17 protein-coding genes are annotated in these 19,142 nt (G+C 65.0%); 14 read left to right on the plus strand and 3 right to left on the minus strand.

The window, feature by feature from the left end:
- Nucleotides 1-165: 165 nt before the first annotated feature.
- Complete coding sequence (locus AC50YM_RS05980; protein WP_494956053.1) at nucleotides 166-1,302, plus strand: acyl-CoA dehydrogenase family protein; 1,137 nt, start codon at nucleotides 166-168, stop codon at nucleotides 1,300-1,302.
- Nucleotides 1,303-1,438: 136 nt separating this feature from the next.
- Here AC50YM_RS05980 and AC50YM_RS05985 read toward each other — a convergent pair whose 3' ends face one another.
- Nucleotides 1,439-2,317: a helix-turn-helix transcriptional regulator gene (locus AC50YM_RS05985; RefSeq protein ID WP_494956054.1), complete on the minus strand. Its 879-nt coding sequence runs from the start codon at nucleotides 2,315-2,317 to the stop codon at nucleotides 1,439-1,441.
- A gap of 189 nt (nucleotides 2,318-2,506) precedes the next feature.
- On the opposite strand from AC50YM_RS05985, the gene AC50YM_RS05990 reads away from it, so the two are divergent.
- From AC50YM_RS05990 to AC50YM_RS06050, 13 genes are all read left to right on the plus strand, one after another.
- Complete coding sequence (locus AC50YM_RS05990) at nucleotides 2,507-3,550, plus strand: NAD(P)-dependent alcohol dehydrogenase (RefSeq protein WP_494956055.1); 1,044 nt, start codon at nucleotides 2,507-2,509, stop codon at nucleotides 3,548-3,550.
- A gap of 422 nt (nucleotides 3,551-3,972) precedes the next feature.
- Entirely contained in the window at nucleotides 3,973-4,413 is a 441-nt protein-coding gene (locus tag AC50YM_RS05995; RefSeq protein ID WP_494956056.1) for a hypothetical protein, read from the plus strand.
- Nucleotides 4,414-4,516: 103 nt separating this feature from the next.
- Nucleotides 4,517-5,206 (plus strand): HD domain-containing protein, encoded by a 690-nt coding sequence (locus AC50YM_RS06000; RefSeq protein ID WP_494956057.1) that lies wholly within the window; start codon nucleotides 4,517-4,519, stop codon nucleotides 5,204-5,206.
- A gap of 272 nt (nucleotides 5,207-5,478) precedes the next feature.
- The gene (locus AC50YM_RS06005; protein ID WP_494956058.1) at nucleotides 5,479-6,216 is read left to right on the plus strand and encodes a hypothetical protein; all 738 of its coding nucleotides are present in this window, start codon (nucleotides 5,479-5,481) and stop codon (nucleotides 6,214-6,216) included.
- A gap of 160 nt (nucleotides 6,217-6,376) precedes the next feature.
- On the plus strand, nucleotides 6,377-6,616 hold the full coding sequence (locus tag AC50YM_RS06010; RefSeq protein ID WP_494956059.1) for a lipoprotein: 240 nt from the start codon (nucleotides 6,377-6,379) through the stop codon (nucleotides 6,614-6,616).
- A gap of 256 nt (nucleotides 6,617-6,872) precedes the next feature.
- Nucleotides 6,873-8,132: a 3-hydroxyacyl-CoA dehydrogenase family protein gene (locus AC50YM_RS06015; RefSeq protein WP_494956060.1), complete on the plus strand. Its 1,260-nt coding sequence runs from the start codon at nucleotides 6,873-6,875 to the stop codon at nucleotides 8,130-8,132.
- Nucleotides 8,133-8,191: 59 nt separating this feature from the next.
- A complete protein-coding gene (locus tag AC50YM_RS06020) occupies nucleotides 8,192-9,382 on the plus strand; it encodes an acyl-CoA dehydrogenase family protein (protein WP_494956061.1) in 1,191 nt (396 codons plus the stop codon).
- 10 nt (nucleotides 9,383-9,392) lie between these two features.
- Complete coding sequence (locus tag AC50YM_RS06025; RefSeq protein ID WP_494956062.1) at nucleotides 9,393-11,027, plus strand: AMP-binding protein; 1,635 nt, start codon at nucleotides 9,393-9,395, stop codon at nucleotides 11,025-11,027.
- The gene (locus tag AC50YM_RS06030; protein ID WP_494956063.1) at nucleotides 11,024-12,223 is read left to right on the plus strand and encodes an acetyl-CoA C-acetyltransferase; all 1,200 of its coding nucleotides are present in this window, start codon (nucleotides 11,024-11,026) and stop codon (nucleotides 12,221-12,223) included. Before AC50YM_RS06025 ends, AC50YM_RS06030 begins: the two co-directional genes overlap by 4 nt.
- On the plus strand, nucleotides 12,207-12,890 hold the full coding sequence (locus AC50YM_RS06035; protein ID WP_494956064.1) for a TetR/AcrR family transcriptional regulator: 684 nt from the start codon (nucleotides 12,207-12,209) through the stop codon (nucleotides 12,888-12,890). Before AC50YM_RS06030 ends, AC50YM_RS06035 begins: the two co-directional genes overlap by 17 nt.
- A 76-nt stretch (nucleotides 12,891-12,966) precedes the next feature.
- A complete protein-coding gene (locus AC50YM_RS06040) occupies nucleotides 12,967-15,333 on the plus strand; it encodes an ATP-binding cassette domain-containing protein (RefSeq protein WP_494956065.1) in 2,367 nt (788 codons plus the stop codon).
- 151 nt (nucleotides 15,334-15,484) lie between these two features.
- A complete protein-coding gene (locus tag AC50YM_RS06045; protein ID WP_494956096.1) occupies nucleotides 15,485-15,817 on the plus strand; it encodes a DUF1016 N-terminal domain-containing protein in 333 nt (110 codons plus the stop codon).
- A gap of 210 nt (nucleotides 15,818-16,027) precedes the next feature.
- Entirely contained in the window at nucleotides 16,028-16,318 is a 291-nt protein-coding gene (locus AC50YM_RS06050; RefSeq protein ID WP_494956066.1) for a PDDEXK nuclease domain-containing protein, read from the plus strand.
- Between the two features lie 140 nt (nucleotides 16,319-16,458).
- Here AC50YM_RS06050 and AC50YM_RS06055 read toward each other — a convergent pair whose 3' ends face one another.
- Both AC50YM_RS06055 and AC50YM_RS06060 read right to left on the minus strand, forming a co-directional pair.
- Nucleotides 16,459-17,619 carry an MFS transporter gene (locus tag AC50YM_RS06055; protein WP_494956097.1) on the minus strand — a complete coding sequence of 387 codons (1,161 nt, stop codon included), beginning with the start codon at nucleotides 17,617-17,619 and terminating at the stop codon, nucleotides 16,459-16,461.
- A 190-nt stretch (nucleotides 17,620-17,809) separates the two neighbouring features.
- Nucleotides 17,810-18,862, minus strand: a complete 1,053-nt coding sequence (locus tag AC50YM_RS06060; RefSeq protein WP_494956067.1) for an MBL fold metallo-hydrolase — start codon at nucleotides 18,860-18,862, stop codon at nucleotides 17,810-17,812.
- Nucleotides 18,863-19,142 lie beyond the last annotated feature (280 nt).

A 19,142-nucleotide genomic window follows, 5' to 3' on the forward strand; every position in this document is an offset into this window, starting at 1 on the left:
GTATTCACCCCCTGGCGGGCTCCACAACCCGAGCCAGCGAGTAGCGGGGGACCAGGGGCCGTCGGGCCCGTGAGGGGTTCGTGAAGAAAACATAGTAGGAAGTCCTAGTAATTATTGGCCCGTCGTACTACATTGGGTCAAAATCTACACTTCGGAGGACTGGGTATGTTTGAACTCAACGAGGACCAGCAGTCGCTGGTTGCGATGGTGCGTGACTTCGCCAACGAGGCTCTGGCCCCCAACGCCGCGAAGTGGGACGAGACCAAACACTTCCCCGTGGACGTGCTGCGGGAAGCCGGCGCCCTGGGGATGGGCGGCATTTATGTCCAGGAGCAGTTCGGCGGCTCCGGGCTCACGCGCAGCGATGCGGTGCTGATCTTCGAGGAGCTGGCCAAGGCGGATCCGACGATTGCTGCGTACATCTCCATCCACAACATGGTGGTGTGGATGATCGACTCGTTCGGCAACGATGAGCAGCGCGCCGCGTGGGTGCCGCAGCTCGCTTCGATGGAGGCGCTGGGCAGTTACTGCCTGACCGAGCCCGGCGCCGGCTCCGACGCTGCGGCGCTGAGCACCAAGGCGGTGCGCGACGGCGGGGACTACGTGCTGAACGGCGTCAAACAGTTCATCTCGGGGGCCGGGTCGTCGAGCTTCTACATCGTGATGGCGCGCACCGCCGACACCGGAAACCGCGGCATCACCGCCATTGTGGTCCCGGCGGACGCGCCGGGTCTGTCGTTCGGTCCGAACGAGAAGAAGATGGGATGGAACGCCCAGCCGACCCGCCAGGTTATTTTCGAGAATGTCCGGGTTCCGGTTGCCAACCGCCTCGGAGAGGAAGGCAGCGGTTTTGGGATCGCGATGAAGGGGCTCAACGGGGGCCGCATCAACATGGGCGCCTGTTCCCTGGGCGGCGGCCAGACCGCACTGGATAAGTCGGTGGCGTACCTCAAGGAACGCGAGGCGTTCGGCGGGCCGCTGATCAACCAGCAAGCACTGCTGTTCCAGCTGGCCGACATGGAAACCGAGCTCGTCACCGCCCGGACGCTGCTCTGGCGGGCAGCGGACGCGCTGGACCGCGGCGCGCCCGACGCCGTCAAGCTCTGCGCGATGGCCAAGAGGGTCGCCACGGATGCCGGGTTCAACGTCGCCAACAGCGCCATCCAGCTCCACGGCGGCTACGGCTACCTCTCCGAGTACGGACTGGAAAAGATCGCGCGGGACCTGCGGGTCCACCAGATCCTCGAAGGGAGCAACGAGATCATGCGCCTGATCATCGGCCGTCTCGTGGCCGGCACCTAGCCCTGGAAACGACTACATTGGCGAGGATGATTTCGTCCGCTTGGACAATTCCTTCAACGTGGTGACAAACAGGTCCCGGGTGAGGGTTGTCTGCCACTGACGGTCAGCTGGGCGCCCTCCGACGGCTGGCTGCCCGTTAGCCGTGCTTCAGCGGTCGCTGAGCCGCATGTTGCGTCGCGGCCCAGCTGGCCAGGAGCCGCACGGCATCCTCGGTGGTTGAACCGGGCTCGGCGGTGTAGACGAGCAGGGACAGCCCGGCGTCGGCCGAGAGATCCAGGGCCTCATACATGAGGTGGAGGTCCCCGACCACCGGGTGCCGGAGGTGCTTGAGGCCGGTGTAATGCAGGCGCACGTTGTGGGCCGCCCACCGGGTCCGGAACTCCTCGCTGCGGGTGGACAGTTCACCGACCAGGTCGGTCAGGCCGCGGTCGTAGGGGTCCCGGCCGGCCTCGGTGCGCAGGATCGCCACCGTGTCATTCGCGGCGCGCTCCCAGTCCGGGTAAAACCCGTGGGAACGGTCGTCCAGGAAGACGAACCGGGCGTGGTTGGCCGGCCGGACCGGGCTGACGTACATCTCCGAATACAGGGCGAAGCCGAGCCGGTTGGCAGCAAGGATGTCCATCCGCCCATTCCGCACGAACGCCGGGGCGTTGCTGATCGCGTCAAGCATTATTTGGACGCCCGCGCGGACCGGCTGCGTGGTGGGCCACCGGCGCTGCGGTCTGCGGCTGCTACTGGCGGCCCGGGCCAGGTCGAAAAGGTGCGCCTGCTCCGCCTCATCCAGCTGCAGCGCCCTCGCCAGGGCTTCCAGCACGCCTTCGGACACGCCGGAGAGGTTTCCGCGCTCCAGCCGGGTGTAATACTCGACACTGACACCGGCCAGCATCGCCACCTCCCCGCGGCGCAGTCCGGGGACGCGGCGGTTGCCGCCGTAGACCGGCAGGCCCGCCTGTTCGGGGGTTATTTTCGCCGGCCGGGTGGCAAGGAAGTCCCGGGTCTCGCTCTGGTTGTCCATACTTTCAACGTTAGAGGGTGCGGGCCCTGGAGGGAGTCCCTGTCAGTACCCCTTTCAGCAGGGCCTCCCTCTCCGGCAGCGCAATGGTGTTTGATGGATAGTGCCCCCGATGACGTCCGGGCCGAAAGGCCGCACCTACCGGTGCGACGCCGGGGCACCCCCCTAAAACCATCCACAAGCAGGAGATCCATGCTTACCGTTAATGCTTATGCCGCCACCTCCGCGACGGAACCCCTCATCCCCACCACCATCGAACGCCGCGACGTTGGCGCACACGACGTCCTGATCGACATCAAGTTCGCCGGCATCTGCCACTCGGACATCCACACCGTCCGCGGCGACTGGGGACCGCAGTCCTACCCGCTGGCTCCGGGCCACGAAATTGCCGGCATCGTCACCGAAGTCGGCTCCGCCGTCACGAAACACAAGGTGGGCGACCGCGTCGGCGTCGGCTGCATGGTCAACTCATGCCGCGAATGCGTCAACTGCCAGGCCGGCGAGGAGCAGTACTGCCTCAAGGGCAACACCGGCACCTACGGCGCCGTCGACCGCGACGGCACCATCACCCAGGGCGGCTACTCCACCCACGTCGTCGTGACCGAAGACTTCGTCGTCACCATCCCCGAGGGCATCGAGCTCGACGTCGCCGCACCCCTGCTGTGCGCCGGGATCACCACCTACTCGCCGCTGCGCCACTGGAACGCCGGACCCGGCAAGAAGGTCGCCGTCGTCGGACTCGGCGGCCTGGGACACATGGCCGTCAAGATCGCCCACGCCATGGGCGCCGAGGTCACTGTCCTCTCGCAGTCGCTGAAGAAGCAGGAAGACGGCCTGCGCCTCGGCGCGGACCACTACTTCGCCACGAGCGACGAGAACACCTTCGCCGACCTCGCTGGCAGCTTCGACCTGATCATCAACACGGTCAGCGCCTCGATCGACATCAGCTCCTACCTGCAGTTGTTGACTCTCGACGGCGCCCTGGTGAACGTCGGCGCCCCGGCCGAACCGCTGCCCGTGAACGCGTTCGCCCTGATCGCCGGACGCCGCTCCTTCGCCGGTTCCATGATCGGCGGCATCCGCCAGACGCAGGAAATGCTCGACTTCTGCGCCGAGCACCACCTCGGCGCCGAGATCGAGGTCATCCCCGCCGGCAAGATCAACGAGGCGTACGAGCGGGTGCTGGCATCGGATGTGCGGTACCGCTTCGTGATCGACACCGCCACGCTGGTTTAACTCCACGCGGCGGCAACGAGTTAGGTGGGGGGCCCGGCCGGGTTGATCCGCCCGGGCCTGTCTCCGCATCGCCGCTCAGGTCCCGATCGGTGGCGCGGCGGCGGCGTCGTAACGCTTCTGGGCCACCCTCGGTCCGGACCCGGACCCGGACGCCGGGTGGCATACCCTGTGGTTCTAAACCATCGGGGGGTTGAATGAACATCGTGGCCATGCACAGGAGACGCCGAAGGTTGTTCTGGACAGTCTGGCAGGGAAGAGGAAGGGTCACGGCCGTGCTGGTCACCGTGGCGCTCCTGACTGGATGTACGGTTTCACCGTCGCCCGGCCAAGTGCAGACTGAGACGCTGCCGGCCGGTGCTTTCTCCACGCTCGATGCACGCGGTGTGGCGCAGATCCGTGCGACAAAGACTGCACGGCTGGACATGAGCTCTGGCACACTGCTCAAGAACGGCGTGCACGTAGCCCGGAACAGCTACGGACCGGAGATCAACACCAGGGATTCCGGCAAGATCAGCCTCACGATTGTCGGACCTGCCGGAGAAGTCAGCGGTGAAACGGACAGAATCCGCTTCAACACCGTGGATACTCGGCCGGACTTCAGCGAGGTCACGTATTTCCTGACCACGGACTCCCGCGAGGACTATTTCGCTCTCATCCGCGACGGCGTGGCACGGTACGGGATCGAAAAGGACGCCGCGGAACGCTGGATCGACTCCGCTGAGAGAGGTCCGGAGTTCAAGAGCGATCACTCACTCCCGCCCGGCGTCGTTACAGGGCTAGGCGTGAACTATGACCTCCGCTTCGACAGCACCAAGAAGACCCAAGTGGTCATTGTCCACGTCTATCTTGTAGCTGAGGAATAAGCGGCCTGCTGGGTAGTTTCAGTGCTGGCCGTCCTGCCGTACCGCTTCCGCTGGGCGGAAAGTTTTCCTTGCCCGCGGCCGGTTCGGCGGGCACGCTGGCAGGATGACCAAACTGCGGCCCGAGGCCAACTTTTCCGGACTGGACATCTCGGCCGGGATCGAGGCGGAACCGGACGGCGTCATCGCCCTCGACCCGCAACTGGCGGCGATCTGGACTCTTGCGGCGCCGTATCTGAAGGTCCGCGACAACGACGCCCACACGCTCTATGCGCTCGGGCTGGCCCGGGCCCTGCTCGAGGCGCACCCGGAGGCGGACGCCGCCGTCGTCCTCCCCGCCATCATGCTGCATGACATCGGCTGGTCCCAGGTGCCGCCCGCGGAGGTCCTCCAGGCCATAGCGCCCGGCGGCGGCAGACCGGATCTGGTGCTGCTGCACGAGAAGGAAGGCGCCCGGCTCGCCGCCGGGATTCTTTCCCAGGCCGGGTACGACGCCGGAAAGGTGCCTGCAATCCTGGACATCATCGACGGCCACGATTCCCGGCGCGAGGCGATTTCGATCGAGGACGCGATTGTTAAGGACGCGGACAAGACCTGGCGGCTCAGCCCGCACGGCATCGACACGGTGATGGACTGGTTCGGCCTGGATCGCGGCCAGGCACTCAGGCTGTGCAGCCAGCGGGTCCACGGGCATCTGTTCACGGCGGAGGCCCAAGCCGTGGCCCGGGCACTGTCCGCGCTGGAGTCCGTGACGCTGTGGCCGCAGCGGCAGGCGCTGGCCGGCGGCAGAGCCTGACCGCCCGCCGCCGAAGCGAAACTGAAACCCTGCCAGGTGCACGGCCGGGGTACTCCTCCGGCCTGCGCGGCAGCAGCTCCCCAAAGGGGCCAAGGCGCCACAGAGAAGGCCCGGTCGTCGCACAGCACTGCCAAAGCCGAGAGCCCGGCTATAGTTCTGCATGAGAGTTGGGGCTCCCAGACGCAGGCGCCTTTGACCAACCAGTTCAGAACGGCAGAGGGCCCGCCACAAGAGGCTTTCGGTCACGCCGCCACTACACCGAAAGTCAAAGCATGCCCATGCGAGAGACCGACCAGTACAGCCTCGAAAACCAGCTCCGGCAGCGCAGCATCAACCCGGAGTCCTACTCGTGGTTCGGGGCCGACTACAGCGGATACCCGGGCCGGGAGTCCGATGCCTCACGGGCAGGCCAGCGCGTCTTCGGCACCCAGGTCACCTCAGCGCACGGCAGGGGATCTGGCAGCGAAGGAACCACCGTCAGCGAAATCTGGCTGACCGCAGCCCTCCTTAACCTGCTCACCCGGATCCCAGGCGTGACCGTCTTCCATCGGCTGAGGGCCCCGGGCACGCCGAGGATCACCTTGAACACGAGGTTCCCCATCGAGCATGCCGTGCTCCACGGCTCCACCGTGTACCTGATAGACCCCACCATCACTTACTGGAAGTCGCTGTCCCTGGAGTGGGTGCAGAAGTCCAACAGCCGGTACGGGATCGGTCATCCGCCGCGCTGGAGCCACAGGCATGAGGGGCTCGTGGACGGTGCCCGCAGATTCGCTGTGCTCCCGGGGATAGAGCGGGTCGTGCCATTGTTCGTGATGTACGACCGGGATGAGCCGATCCCGGCGGAGGTGAGGTGGTCACCGCAGGGCGTGGGGCTGTTCACTCCGAACGAGATGATGGAGTTCGTGGGCTCCGGTATCCGGGATGCTCTGCCGTCGTGGCGGGATACCCCGCAGCTGCAGGAAGCCATGATTGACCTGCGGGAACGATCCCTGTTCACATTCAACTGACTGCCACCCTGTGCTGGCGCAGCCGCCAAAGCGCGCCAAAGTCCACAGGCGAGCGGTGCTGCAGCGGGCCGACGTGTCCCGGGAAGCCCCGAACTGCCTGCCCAGTACCCTTGGAGGGATCTTCCTCTGGGTCAGCAACCTCCGGTGTAGGCGGGGAGAAGTGAGTCACAACATGCAAAAAATCATCACCGTGCTGATGGTGGGTCTGCTGGCCACCGTCCTGGCGGGTTGCGGACAAAAACCGGGAACCTCGGACACTGATTTCGCCGCCAAGTACAAAGCATCGGTCCAGCCGCTGGCGCATGTGGCCAGGGTGGACGCCAGCTACAAGTCCTCCGGCGGCGGGGGCCGGAGCGGGGATGTCTTTCTGCACGCCGACACGGCGGACCGGAAACCATGATGGGAGTCCTGCGGGATGCTTTTCCGGCGATTGTGGACGCCGCCGCCGGCGATCCTGAAGTCAACCTGGCGATCCAGGTAATTTCTGCGGATGGAGCTTCGGCGGTGTCGCCCGGGGATCTTGGGTATTCCGGGACCGGGTCTTTGACCAGTTACCGGCAGTACCTCGGCAAGTAAACGTTTCGGCCGGGGTTGTTGCGACAAATGAAACTCAGTATCACTTGACGTGACACGCAGTTTCACGATAAAACGGTGACATGGTTCCTGACAACGTCGTTGAAACTGCCACGCCCGCGGGCACCGCTTTCTCCCCGGTTCCTGAGATGTCGCCCAGCGCGTACGCGGCGGCCCTCCTGGCCGCTGACCGCCAAACGCCGCAGGGTGCGCCCGGCGCGGACCCGCGACCTGTCCGCAGCGTTGGTGTCCTCGGCGCCGGGCTTATGGCCAGCCAGCTGGCCTTGCTCTTCGCCAAGCAGCTTGGTGTCCCGGTCCTGCTCACCGACCTGTCCCAGGAAAAGGTGGATGCGGCCCTCAGCTGGATCGCCGGACATCTGGACAAACAGGTTCTGCGCAATCAGCTCACTGAAACGGCGGCGCGGGAACTTGGCAGTCTGGTCCGCGGAACGGTGGATAAGCGCGAATACCGGAACTGCGACGTGGTCATTGAGGCCGTGTACGAGGAGCTGAGCGTCAAGCGCGCCGTCTTCGCTGAGATCGAGCCCCTGCTGCGCGCAGATGCGCTGCTGCTGACGAACACCTCGTCGCTTTCCGTGGCAGCGATTGGTCAAGGCCTGGCCAATCCGGAACGCCTCGTGGGACTGCACTTCTTCAATCCGGTGGCTGTGCTGCCGCTGGTGGAAATCATCAACACCGACGACAACGACGGCGTCAGCGTCGCCACTGCCTGTTCGCTCGCCCGGCTTCTGGGCAAGACGGCGGTCCTGGTCACGGACACACCGGGCTTTGTGGTGAACCGGATCCTGAGCCGGCTCTTCTGCGAACTTCTCCGGATCATTGACGACGGCGCCGATCTCCAACTGGCCGACCACGCCCTGGATCCGCTGGGCCTGCCCATGACGCCGCTGACCCTGCTGGGTTTCATCGGACCCGCCGTCCAGCTGCATATCTGCGAGACCATGCACGCCGCCTACCCGGACCGCTTCTACGTCAGCACCAGCCTCGCCGCCCTGGCGAAGGCGGGCCTGCGCGGCTATCTCGACAAAACGGGCACCCTGCTTCCCGAGACGGCCGCCCTGCTGCCGGATGCCGACGTCGGCGCTCCGGCACAGAATGCGGAGGCCATCAGGGCACGGATCCTGGAGGCCCTGGCGGAGGAGGTGGGGCTGATGCTCGCCGAACACGTGGTGGCCGGACCGGCGGAAGTGGATCTGTGCATGCTGCTCGGCGCCAACTTCCCGGCGCACCAGGGCGGCCTCACGCCGGTGCTTGACCTCAGCGGCGCCTCCCGGCGCGTGTGGGGACAGGAATTCCACTTCGGCCCCGGATTCGCCCAATAACCACGCGGACCGTCCAAGCAAGCAGTTCCCGTCCCTTTTCCCCTACTCCTCCGCTAAGGATGCAAGCCATGCCCGACTATGACGTCTCCGAACCACTCGACACTGACTACTATTCTGTCTTCGCGAATATCCCTGGCGCCGACCGTGAAGTCTGGGACCGCGCCAGGGCCTTCACCGCGGAGGCCCTGCCGCAGATGAACGACTACTGGGAGCGCGCCGAGTTCCCCGCCCACCTGGCCAAGCGGATGGGCGGCCTGAACCTGCTGGCCGACGGCATTGACGTCGAAGGCCTGGACCGGATGACGCCACTGGGCGCCGGACTGGTCAACATGGAAGTCTCCCGCGGGGACGGCTCCCTGGGTACCGTGATCGCGGTCCAGGGCGGCCTGGCAATGCGCTCGATCGCCATGTTCGGTTCGGATGCCCAGCGCGCCAGCTGGCTGGGTCCGCTGGGCCGGGGCGAAAAGCTCGGCGCCTTCGCCCTGACGGAACCCGACCACGGCTCGGACTCCGTGGCACTGGAAACCACCGCCACGCTCGACGGCGGCGAGTACGTCCTCAACGGCGAGAAGAAGTGGATCGGCAACGGCTCGGTGGGCGATGTCACCGTGGTCTGGGCACGCGATGACGACGGCGATGTCCGCGGCTTCCTGGTGGAGCAGGACCGGGAGGGCTACGAAGCCGAGACCATCACCGGAAAGGCGTCGCTCCGCGCCATCCACCAGGCCCGGATCAGGCTGAACAACGTCCGCATCCCCAAGGCCAACCTGCTCCCCGGCGCGCGTACCTTCAAGGACACCTCCCGGGTCCTGGTCGCCACCCGGCTCGGCGTGGCCTGGTCGGCCTTGGGCCACGCCACCGCCGTCTACGAAGCTGCGCTGAACTACGCCACGCAGCGGACACAGTTCGGCAAGCCGCTGGCAAAGTTCCAACTGGTCCAGGAACGGCTGACCTACATGCTCTCGGAGCTGACCAGCATGCAGCTGCACTGTTTCCACCTCGCGGGCCTTGATGCCGCCGGCCTGATGCGCCCCACCCAAGCTGCCATGGCGAAGTACCACAACACCCGCAAGGCCCGCGAGCTGGCCTCCATCGCCCGGGACATGCTCGGCGGCAACGGCATCCTGCTGGAAAACCACGTGGTCCGGCACCTGTTGGACATCGAATCCATTCATACCTATGAAGGCACGCAAAGCATTCAGACCCTATTGATCGGCCGCGATGTCACCGGACACAGCGCCTTCGCCTAAAGGACCCGCCATGACCACAACCGAGCTTCCCAACGAAACCCCGCTGAGCCCCCTGCGCTTCCTCCAGCGCTCCGCCGAGGTCTTCGGGCAGAAGACAGCGATCATCCACGGCGACCGCTCCTACACTTATGCCGAATTCGCCGCCGAAGCCCAACAGCTGGCCAAGGCGATCAGGGCCAGGATCCAGCCGGGGGACCGGGTGGCCTTCCTGTGTCCCAATGTGCCTGAACTGCTGATCGCCCACTACGCCGTTCCGCTCGCCGGGGGCGTCCTCGTGGCACTGAACACGCGGATGACCGCCCGGGAACTCCAGTACATCCTGGAGCATTCCGAAGCCAGGCTGCTGTTTGCCGATTCGGAGCTGCTGGGCACCGTTGCGGGACTGGACCTTGGCCCGACGCAGCTGGCCGGCGTGATCGAAGTGCCCGACAGCACCATCCCCTGTCCGGAGGTCCCGGCGGGGATCGGCGCCTCCCTTTATGCGGATTTCCTCGCTGCCCCTGCTGGCCGGGAGACAGATCTCCCGTGGGGAGTCCAGGACGAACGCACCCCCATCACGCTGAACTACACCTCAGGGACAACGGGCAAGCCCAAAGGCGTGCTGTATTCACATCGCGGGGCTTACCTGAACTCACTCGGGGAAACCATCCACAACCAATTCACCGGCGACACCCGCTATCTGTGGACGCTTCCGATGTTCCACTGCAACGGCTGGTGCACGACGTGGGCTGTCACCGCGGTGGCGGGGGTCCACATCTGCCTGCGTGCCGTGCGCGCTGATGCAGTCTGGGACGCTATCGACACACTCGGCGTCACCAACCTCTGCGGCGCCCCCACGGTATGCAGCATCATTGCCGAAGCGCCCCAGGCACACGGGCTCACCGCGCCGCTGCGGATCACGACGGCGGGCGCCCCGCCGTCGCCCGCGATCATTACTTCCCTGGACTCACTCGGGATCAGCGTGGTCCACGTCTACGGGCTGACCGAGGTGTACGGCCCCTACACCATCTGCGAGGACCAGCCCGAGTGGGATGAGCTGTCCCCGCAGGAGCGGGCCGTGAAGATCTCACGGCAGGGGGTGGGGATGCTGCAGGCCGAGACGGCGCGCATCGTGGACCTGGACATGCTCGACGTCCCGGCGGACGGCACCACGCTGGGGGAAATCGTGCTGCGGGGCAACAACGTCATGCTGGGATATTTCAAGGATCCCGAGGCCACGGCCGAAGCTTTCGCCGGTGGCTGGTTCCACACCGGAGATCTCGGCGTGATGCATCCGGACGGCTACATCCAGCTCAAGGACCGGGCCAAGGACATCATCATCTCCGGCGGAGAGAACATCTCCACCATTGAGGTGGAGCAAGCCATCAGCAGCCACCCTGCAGTATTAAACGTCGCCGTGATCGGCGTCCCGCACGAGAAATGGGGCGAACGCCCGGTGGCCTTTGTCATCCGCAGCAACTCCACCCCGGTCACAGCCGAGGAAATCCGCTTGCACGTCCAGGGCCTGCTCTCGGGCTTCAAGGTGCCGGACCGGGTCATTTTCCCCGACGAACTCCCGCACAACTCCACCGGAAAAGTCCTGAAGTCCCAGCTCCGCGCCCTGGGCATCAGCTCCACGGCCTCCAGCCAGGAAGCCGCCAAATGAGCCAGCAGGACATCGTCATTGTGGGCGCGGCCCGCACGCCGCAGGGAAAACTGATGGGCCAACTGGCCGCCCTGAGCGCCGTGCAGCTTGGCGCCGCCGCCATCGCAGCGGCCCTGGAACGCTCCGGAATCGATCCGGCGGCCGTCGACGCCGTCATCCTGGGCCAGGTGCTGACCGCCGGCGCGGGCCAGAACCCTGCACGCCAAAGCTCTGTGGCGGCAGGCATACCGCTCAAAACCCCCGCCGTCACGGTAAACAAGGTGTGCCTCTCCGGGTTGACGGCCATCATCGAAGGCGTCCGGCTGCTGCGACTGGGCGAGGCGGATGTCGTCGTGGCCGGCGGCCAGGAATCCATGAGCCAGGCGCCGCACCTGCTGGCCCGCTCGCGCGCCGGTTATCTCTACGGCAATGTCACGGCCCTGGACTCAGCCAGTCACGATGGACTGACCGATGCCTTCGACGACGAACTGATGGGACTTGCCACAGACCGCGCCAATGCGGAGCTTCAGCTCTCCCGCGCGGCGCAGGACCGGATCGCGGCGCTGTCGCACCAGCGTGCGGCCGCGGCCCAGGCAGAAGGGCTGTTCGACGCCGAGATAGCCCCCGTTGCGGTGCCGCAGAAGCGCAGCTCACCCACGTTGGTGAGCATCGACGAAGGGGTCCGCCCGCAGTCCACGCTCGAGGTGTTGGCCGGGCTGAAGCCAGCCTTCACAGCCACCGGGACCGTCACCGCCGGAAATGCCTCGCCGTTAAGCGACGGGGCCGCGGCCGTCGTGCTAGTGAGCCGCGGGTACGCTGACGCCAACGGACTCGGGGTGCTCGCCGTCGTCGGGCCCGCCGGGCAGATTGCCGGGCCGGACACAACGCTGCCCGACAAACCGGCGCAGGCCATCACCGCGGCACTGGCCCGCGCGGGCTGGACGCCCGCTGACCTGGACTTCGTGGAGATCAACGAGGCCTTCGCGTCGGTGGTTGCGCACTCCGCGGCCGACCTGGGTGTCGGTTTGGACAAGGTGAACGTCAACGGCGGTGCCATCGCCATCGGACATCCAATCGGCGCCTCCGGAGCGCGGCTCGTCGTCTCGGCCGTCCATGAGCTGGTGCGCCGCGGCAGCGGCAAAGCCGCCGTCGCACTCTGCGGCGGCGGAGGACAGGGCGATGCGCTGCTACTGTACCGGGATGGCATCAGTGGGTAATTTCCGTTCCGAGGTGGCCGAGGCCGCCCTGGATCTGTTCACCGCCAACGGCTACGACCCGACCAGCGTCGAAGAAATTGCCCAGGCTGCCGGAATCTCCCGGAGCACCTTCTTCCGCCAGTTCCGCGCCAAAGAAGACGTGATCTTTGCCGACCACGAGGCCTTGCTCGATGAGCTGGGCAGCTATCTGGCCCGGAGGCATCCCGATCCCTGGGAAGCGGTATGCCAGGCCGCGGCACTTGTCTTTGGAAGGTTTTCTGAACGCCGGGAAATAGCCCAGAAACGCTACCAAGTGGTGCAGGCGGTGCCCGCGCTCCGGGACCGGGAAACGATCATGGTGTCCCGCTACGAGCGTCTTTTTTCGGACTACCTCCGGCAGTCCCTCCCAAGCCTGGCGACACTTGACGCGATCCGGTTCGCCGCAGCGGTCACCGCCACGCACAACTACGTGCTGCGCGAAATGATGCTGGATTCCCCCCGCGGTTCCCTCCAGAACCTGAAAAACGAACTGCGGACGGTTCGCCGCATCTTCGGCGTACTGTCCCCGGGTGACACATCCGCCGCCCCCGCCAGCGATGACCTCGTAGTGGCCGTTTTTCCCCGATCCACCCCCACCGCCGAAGTGGCGCGCCGCATCCAGGACACGCTCGACGGGCGCTCCGCCTAGCTGGGACGTTTTGCCGGCCAGGCCACCTGGCGCCGTCAAACCCGGCGCCGCCCGGGCCGCTGCTAGCATGACCGTCATGGGAAACACCGAGCCGCATGTTGCCGACAGCCACGATCTGATCCGCGTGCAGGGCGCGCGCGAGAACAACCTCAAGGACGTCAGCATCGAGATCCCGAAACGCCGTCTGACGGTGTTCACGGGCGTCTCCGGCTCGGGCAAAAGCTCGCTCGTGTTCGCCACCATCGCCGCGGAGTCTCAGCGGATGATCAACGAAACCTACAGCGCCTTCGTGCAGGGCTTCATGCCCAACCTGGCACGGCCCGACGTCGACTTCCTCGAGGGGCTGACGACGGCGATCATCGTCGACCAGGAGCGGTTGGGCGCGAACCCCCGCTCCACCGTGGGCACGGCCACCGACGCCAACGCCATGTTCCGGATCCTCTTCAGCCGGCTCGGATCCCCGCACGTGGGGCCGCCCACGGCGTTCTCCTTCAACGTCCCGACGCGGAAGGCGAGCGGGGTGATGAGCACCGAGAAGAGCGGCAGGGTGGAAAAAAGCGTCGTCCAGAACGCCGTCTACCTGGGCGGCATGTGCCCGCGGTGCGAGGGCATGGGCTCAGTCTCCGATTTCGACCTCACCGCGCTCTACGACGACAGCAAGTCACTCGCAGACGGTGCCCTGACGATCCCCGGCTACAGCATGGACGGCTGGTATGGCCGCATCTTCAGCGGCGCCGGCTTCGACATGGACAAGCCGATTGCGAAATACACCAAAAAGGAAATGAACGACCTGCTCTACAAGGAGCCAACCAAGATCAAGGTCGAGGGCATCAACCTCACCTACGAGGGCCTGATCCCAAAGATCCAGAAATCGATGCTCTCCAAGGACGTCGAGGCGATGCAGCCCCACATCCGGGCCTTCGTCGACCGCGCCATCACCTTCCAGGCCTGCCCCGAGTGCAACGGCACCCGGCTCAGCCCCGAGGCCAGGTCCTCGAAAATCCAGGGCAAGAACATCGCCGAGCTGTGCCAGATGCAGATCAGCGACCTGGCCCTCTGGGTCCGCGGGCTCAACGAGCCGTCGGTCGCGCCGCTGCTCAAAGGCCTGCGGCATCTGCTCGAGTCCTTCGCCGAAATCGGGCTGGGCTACCTCTCGCTGGACCGGCCGGCGGGCACCCTGTCCGGGGGAGAGGCCCAGCGAACCAAGATGATCCGGCACCTGGGCTCATCCCTGACGGACATCACCTACGTCTTCGACGAGCCGACGATCGGCCTGCACCCGCATGACATCGAGCGGATGAACCAGCTCCTGCTCCAGCTCCGGGACAAGGGCAACACCGTGCTCGTCGTCGAGCACAAGCCGGAGACCATCGTCATCGCCGACCACGTCGTTGACCTCGGTCCCGGTGCTGGCACCGAGGGCGGCAGCGTCTGCTTCGAGGGAAGTGTGGAGGGCCTGCGGGTCAGCGACACCATCACCGGCCACCACTTCGAGGACCGGGCCACGGTCAGGGAGACGGTGCGTACGCCGTCGGGCGCGCTTGAGGTGCGGGGTGCGTCGACCAACAACCTCCGGAACGTCGACGTCGACATCCCGCTCGGTGTGCTGTGTGTGCTCACCGGTGTGGCCGGATCCGGCAAGAGCTCGCTGATCCAGGGCTCCGTGGCCGGCCGGGACGGTGTGGTGGTCATCGACCAGGGTGCCATCAAGGGCTCGCGGCGCAGCAACCCTGCGACATATACGGGCCTGCTCGAGCCGATCCGCAAGGCGTTCGCGAAGGCCAACGGCGTGAAGCCGGCGCTGTTCAGCTCCAACTCCGAAGGCGCCTGCCCCACCTGCAACGGCGCGGGTGTCATCTTCACCGAACTCGGTGTGATGGCCACCGTCGAGTCCACCTGCGAGGACTGCGAGGGCCGGAGGTTCCTGGCGTCCGTGCTGGAATACAAGCTGGCCGGCCGCAACATCGCCGAGGTGCTGGCCATGTCGATGACCGAGGCCGAGGGGTTCTTTTCAGACGGGGAGGCCCGGACGCCGGCGGCGCACAAGATCCTGGACCGGCTGGTCGACGTCGGGCTCGGCTACCTCACCCTCGGCCAGCCGCTCACCACCCTGTCCGGCGGTGAGCGGCAGCGCGTCAAGCTGGCCACCCAGATGGCGGAGAAGGGTGACGTCTACGTCCTCGACGAACCCACCACCGGCCTGCACCTTGCCGATGTCCGGAACCTGCTGGGCCTGCTCGACCGGCTCGTCGACTCCGGCAAGTCCGTCGTCGTCATCGAGCACCACCAGGCCGTCATGGCGCACGCCGACTGGATCATCGACCTCGGTCCGGGAGCGGGGCACGACGGCGGCCGGATCGTCTTCGAGGGCACCCCGGCGGACCTCGTCGCCGGCCGATCCACCCTCACCGGCGAGCACCTCGCGGCCTACGTCGGCAGCTGACCGGGCTCGCCGCCGCCGCGGCGTGGTTCTTCAAAAGGACTTCTGCTGGGACGCCGAAAAAGGAACGGGTCGAGAACGGCTACAAGCCGGCGGATGTGTGGCACTGCTCGCTGAGCCTCTGCGCCGAGGAGGGAGCAGTGACGGACCAGGAGTGTGGCGACATTGCACTCGCGACCCTGAAAAGTTTCGTACGGGAGGCCCAACACCGCGCGCAGCCGTCGTAAATACCGCCACGATCGATCTCTACTGGAACATCGGCCGGACCATTCTGGACCGGCAGGTGAACGAGCCATGGGGGAGTAAGTCCTTGACCGGCTCGCACGCGATCTGCGGGTTCTCCCGAACCAACGTGTACAATCTTCGCGCCTTCGCCCCAGCATGGAACGGTCCGGAACCAATTGTCCAGACGCCGTCTGGACAATTGAGCTGGAGCCACAACGTCGTGCTCCTGAACAAGCTGGACGACCATGAGCTGCGTCGATGATACACGTCAAAAGCCGTCCAACAGGGTTGGTTAGTGGCCACACTGGAACACCAGATTCTCACTTCCCTCCACGCCCGCGCCGGTGCTGCCCCGAACAACCTCGAGGCCAGGCTGCCGGGCGAGGGCACGGACTTGGCACGGGAGGTTGCTTAAGACCCTTTAGTCCCGGACTTCCTGGGGCTGACCGAAGAAGCCCAGGAACAGGCCATTGTGGAAGCCATGACGCTGCGTCTGGTCCAAACCCTGGCTGAGTTCGGTCCGGGCTTCGCTTTCGTCGGGCGCCGGTACCACCTTGAAGTCGATGGAGATGATTTCTTCGTTGACCTCTTGCTCTACCACGTACCTTCTGACCGCTATGTTGTTGTGGAACTGAAAGCAGACAAATTCAATCCTGAGCATCAGGGTCAGCTGAACGTCTACGTCGCAGCCGTAAACGACATGCTTCGGCTGCCCAGGCAGCCAGCACTCGGGCACGACCCCGCGAGTCCACTCAACGTATAAGAATTAGGACGTCGCCCTGCGTTCCGTAAGTCGGTTCAGCCGGCTGGGGGCGTCCTGGCGAATTCTTGCGCTAAGAAGTCAGCTGGAGGCCAGGGCGCAGGCGAAGCCACACCCCGGATTAAATGGTCGCCGCCGCTTTATTAATGCATTGGGAGTCGCCGACGCAACACGATGACTATGCCACTGGCGGCAAGCATACAAAGACCAAGCATTGACCAAAGCACTGTCATTGGAAAGATCTGGGTCAGCAAGCCGAAAGTAAGGGGCCCAAGGCAGTTTCCCAAGTAGGATCCCGTCTGAACAAGACCCGTCGCCTCGGGAGTTGCTGCCCCCGCAATTTTCGTTACTGAAAGATGGGTTAGCCCGGGCCATCCCCATCCGAGACCTAGCGCTAGGACAATTCCTATGGAAAAGACAGTTCCGTTTGCTGTGCCAGCCAGCACAAGTCCGATACTGCCTCCCATAAGCAAGACCACCGTCGTTCTGAGGGCAAACTGCTCTGAGGCATTGTCGGACAAGCGGCCCACAACAACCCGACTGACCGCCCCACTGATACTTCCCGCGGCTAGTAGAAGAGCGCCTTGACTGTGAGACAAACCAGCTTCGACGCCCGCGACTACAACATAGGTTGCGGCTGTCACGGCTGCCGTCGACGCGAGGAACGTTGCGACTGCAAGCCAGAAGAACCACTTCACTTGTTGGGGAGACAAGCCTGAACTGGCATACTTCTTCGCAGCGCTTTTCTTCAAACGTGGTCCCTTACCTAGGATCCAGATTCCGAATACAAAGGTGACGACGGCAAACCCTAGGAGTGCCGCCTGCCATCCCCACGTCAACGCTATGAGGGGGACGCTGATGCCGGCCAGCGCTGCTGCTAACGGGTTGGCTGCCTGCTTGACTCCGAACGCGAGCCCCAGCCGGCTCTGACGTACCCACTTCCCCACAAGCTGATTCGAAGCTGGGTGACCAAGGCTGTTCGCGGCGCCTCCTATGAAGGACCATGCTAGAAGGGACCACCACTGGCTGTACGGCAGCGCCATCCCAACCATCGATGTGGCAGCGAGGCACACTCCTAAAGTCATCGTGTATCGGACACCTAGAGATACGGCTAGGCGACCAGCCGTCAGAGACGAGGCCGCGGAACCCGCCCAGTATGTTGCTACGGCGCAACCGAGGAACCAGTCAGGGAGGTCTACATCTTTTTGAATCTCCAGGAAAAGGGCCGCGAAGAGAAATACAACAAACCCCCCACTGATCGTTGTCCCGGATGCAAGCGCTACCGCTGATCGTCCGCTTTGCATGAGCTTCACCGTCCCTGTCCTGATTCCTAAGGTGCCATGAGGTCCCCCTTTTGGTATTCGGCAGCCAGAATTAATCTGTCTCTAACTGCCGAGGTGATACTGATGCCCTGGTATCAGATCCTGGACAGGGGTGCTCGGTGGTCTCATCTGTCGGTCGCCCCAGATCCAGAGCTTGTCCGGCAGACTGCTGTCACCGAGACACAGCCGGGCGTTGTTCCGTGACGGGCACGTCGATGTCGTGGCCCTGGGAGCGCAGGTACACCACGTGGCTGGCTGTTTCGGAGAGTGCCAGGCGCAGCGAGTTGGCTTGCAGGGAATCCCAGCCGCGGGACCAGCTCAGGTGCGGGGCGATGCCCCACACGGTGTCGGGCCGGTGCGCCTCCAGCACCCGGAGGACCTCGGAGGAGCGTTCGCGGTTGTGCTCGATCAGCTGTGCAACCCGCCGCTGCATGCCGCTGAACCGGTACTCGTGTGCAGGGCAGACCTCCATCTCGTCCTCGAACCCGATCAGGTCCAGAGATTCGTAGTATTCCGCCAGCGGGTTGGCCAGCCCGGGCAGATCCAGGGCGATGTGCGGGGAGATGCGCGGCAGGACATGGTCCCCGCTGAAGATCAGGCCGTGCGGTTCATCGATCAGGCAGATATGCCCCGGCGAGTGACCGGGGGTGGTGACCACTCGCAGGTTGAGCCCTTTGGCGGGCACCCGACCGCCGTCTGCGAGGAGGACGTCCGGATCCGCGAGGTTCTGCAGCCGGGCGACTGCTCCATGGCCCATGGCCACCTCGGCAAGTCTGTGCGCCGGAACGCCCCACAGCATCAGCTCCTCTCGGTGAGTGCGGAGGAAGAGCTCCGGGTCCTCATTGGCGGTGATCGGGCCCGCTTCCCGGTCGCCCAGGGCCACCCACGCCCCGGTTGCCGTCCGCAAGCGGGCGGCCATCCCCAGATGGTCTGAGTGGAAATGGGTCGCGACGATCCCCGTCAGGTCGGTAAGCCCCAGTCCGGCCTGCCGCAGGCCGGCGGCCAGATGCTCCATGCCCGTGTCGCTGTCCCAGCCCGGATCGATCAGGACAGCGTCGCCGGCCCCCAGGAGCAGGTAGCTCAGAGTGTAACGCATGGGATTGTCCGGGAACGGTACGGGGATGGACCACACATCCGTGCCGAGTTGCTCCACGGGTGGCAGCACATTGTTTTGCCACGCTTCCTTCTGGACGTGACCGGTGACGGTAATCGGCTGCAGGCTCATCAGTTCCTCTCAGGTACATAAAACATGGGACGGACCTCAGCCGGGTTCCGGAGGCGGCCATTCGATAGCCGTTCCGGGAACCCAACGGCCGCATAGGCATTTCTGGCCATTGCGCAGATGCACTTTTGTATAGGTCACATCGCTTGGGACTGCTTTGGCGCTCACATGTACGCATCAATGCGGGTGAAACAGGCATCCTGCTGGTTCGTGGAGACCGGGAACCGGGTCACCAAACGCAGCCTGACCCTCGGACTGAATCTACATAACATCATATGAATAT

This window comes from Pseudarthrobacter sp. RHLT1-30-1 (genome assembly GCF_059383415.1).

Bases quoted from the DNA above. Each gene is read 5' to 3' on its own strand.
- AC50YM_RS05980 (WP_494956053.1), top strand. From the start codon at position 166: ATGTTTGAACTCAACGAGGACCAGCAGTCGCTGGTTGCGATGGTGCGT.
- AC50YM_RS05985 (WP_494956054.1), bottom strand. From the start codon at position 2,317: ATGGACAACCAGAGCGAGACCCGGGACTTCCTTGCCACCCGGCCGGCG.
- AC50YM_RS05990 (WP_494956055.1), top strand. From the start codon at position 2,507: ATGCTTACCGTTAATGCTTATGCCGCCACCTCCGCGACGGAACCCCTC.
- AC50YM_RS05995 (WP_494956056.1), top strand. From the start codon at position 3,973: ATGAGCTCTGGCACACTGCTCAAGAACGGCGTGCACGTAGCCCGGAAC.
- AC50YM_RS06000 (WP_494956057.1), top strand. From the start codon at position 4,517: ATGACCAAACTGCGGCCCGAGGCCAACTTTTCCGGACTGGACATCTCG.
- AC50YM_RS06005 (WP_494956058.1), top strand. From the start codon at position 5,479: ATGCCCATGCGAGAGACCGACCAGTACAGCCTCGAAAACCAGCTCCGG.
- AC50YM_RS06015 (WP_494956060.1), top strand. From the start codon at position 6,873: ATGGTTCCTGACAACGTCGTTGAAACTGCCACGCCCGCGGGCACCGCT.
- AC50YM_RS06020 (WP_494956061.1), top strand. From the start codon at position 8,192: ATGCAAGCCATGCCCGACTATGACGTCTCCGAACCACTCGACACTGAC.
- AC50YM_RS06025 (WP_494956062.1), top strand. From the start codon at position 9,393: ATGACCACAACCGAGCTTCCCAACGAAACCCCGCTGAGCCCCCTGCGC.
- AC50YM_RS06030 (WP_494956063.1), top strand. From the start codon at position 11,024: ATGAGCCAGCAGGACATCGTCATTGTGGGCGCGGCCCGCACGCCGCAG.
- AC50YM_RS06035 (WP_494956064.1), top strand. From the start codon at position 12,207: ATGGCATCAGTGGGTAATTTCCGTTCCGAGGTGGCCGAGGCCGCCCTG.
- AC50YM_RS06040 (WP_494956065.1), top strand. From the start codon at position 12,967: ATGGGAAACACCGAGCCGCATGTTGCCGACAGCCACGATCTGATCCGC.
- AC50YM_RS06055 (WP_494956097.1), bottom strand. From the start codon at position 17,619: ATGCAAAGCGGACGATCAGCGGTAGCGCTTGCATCCGGGACAACGATC.
- AC50YM_RS06060 (WP_494956067.1), bottom strand. From the start codon at position 18,862: ATGAGCCTGCAGCCGATTACCGTCACCGGTCACGTCCAGAAGGAAGCG.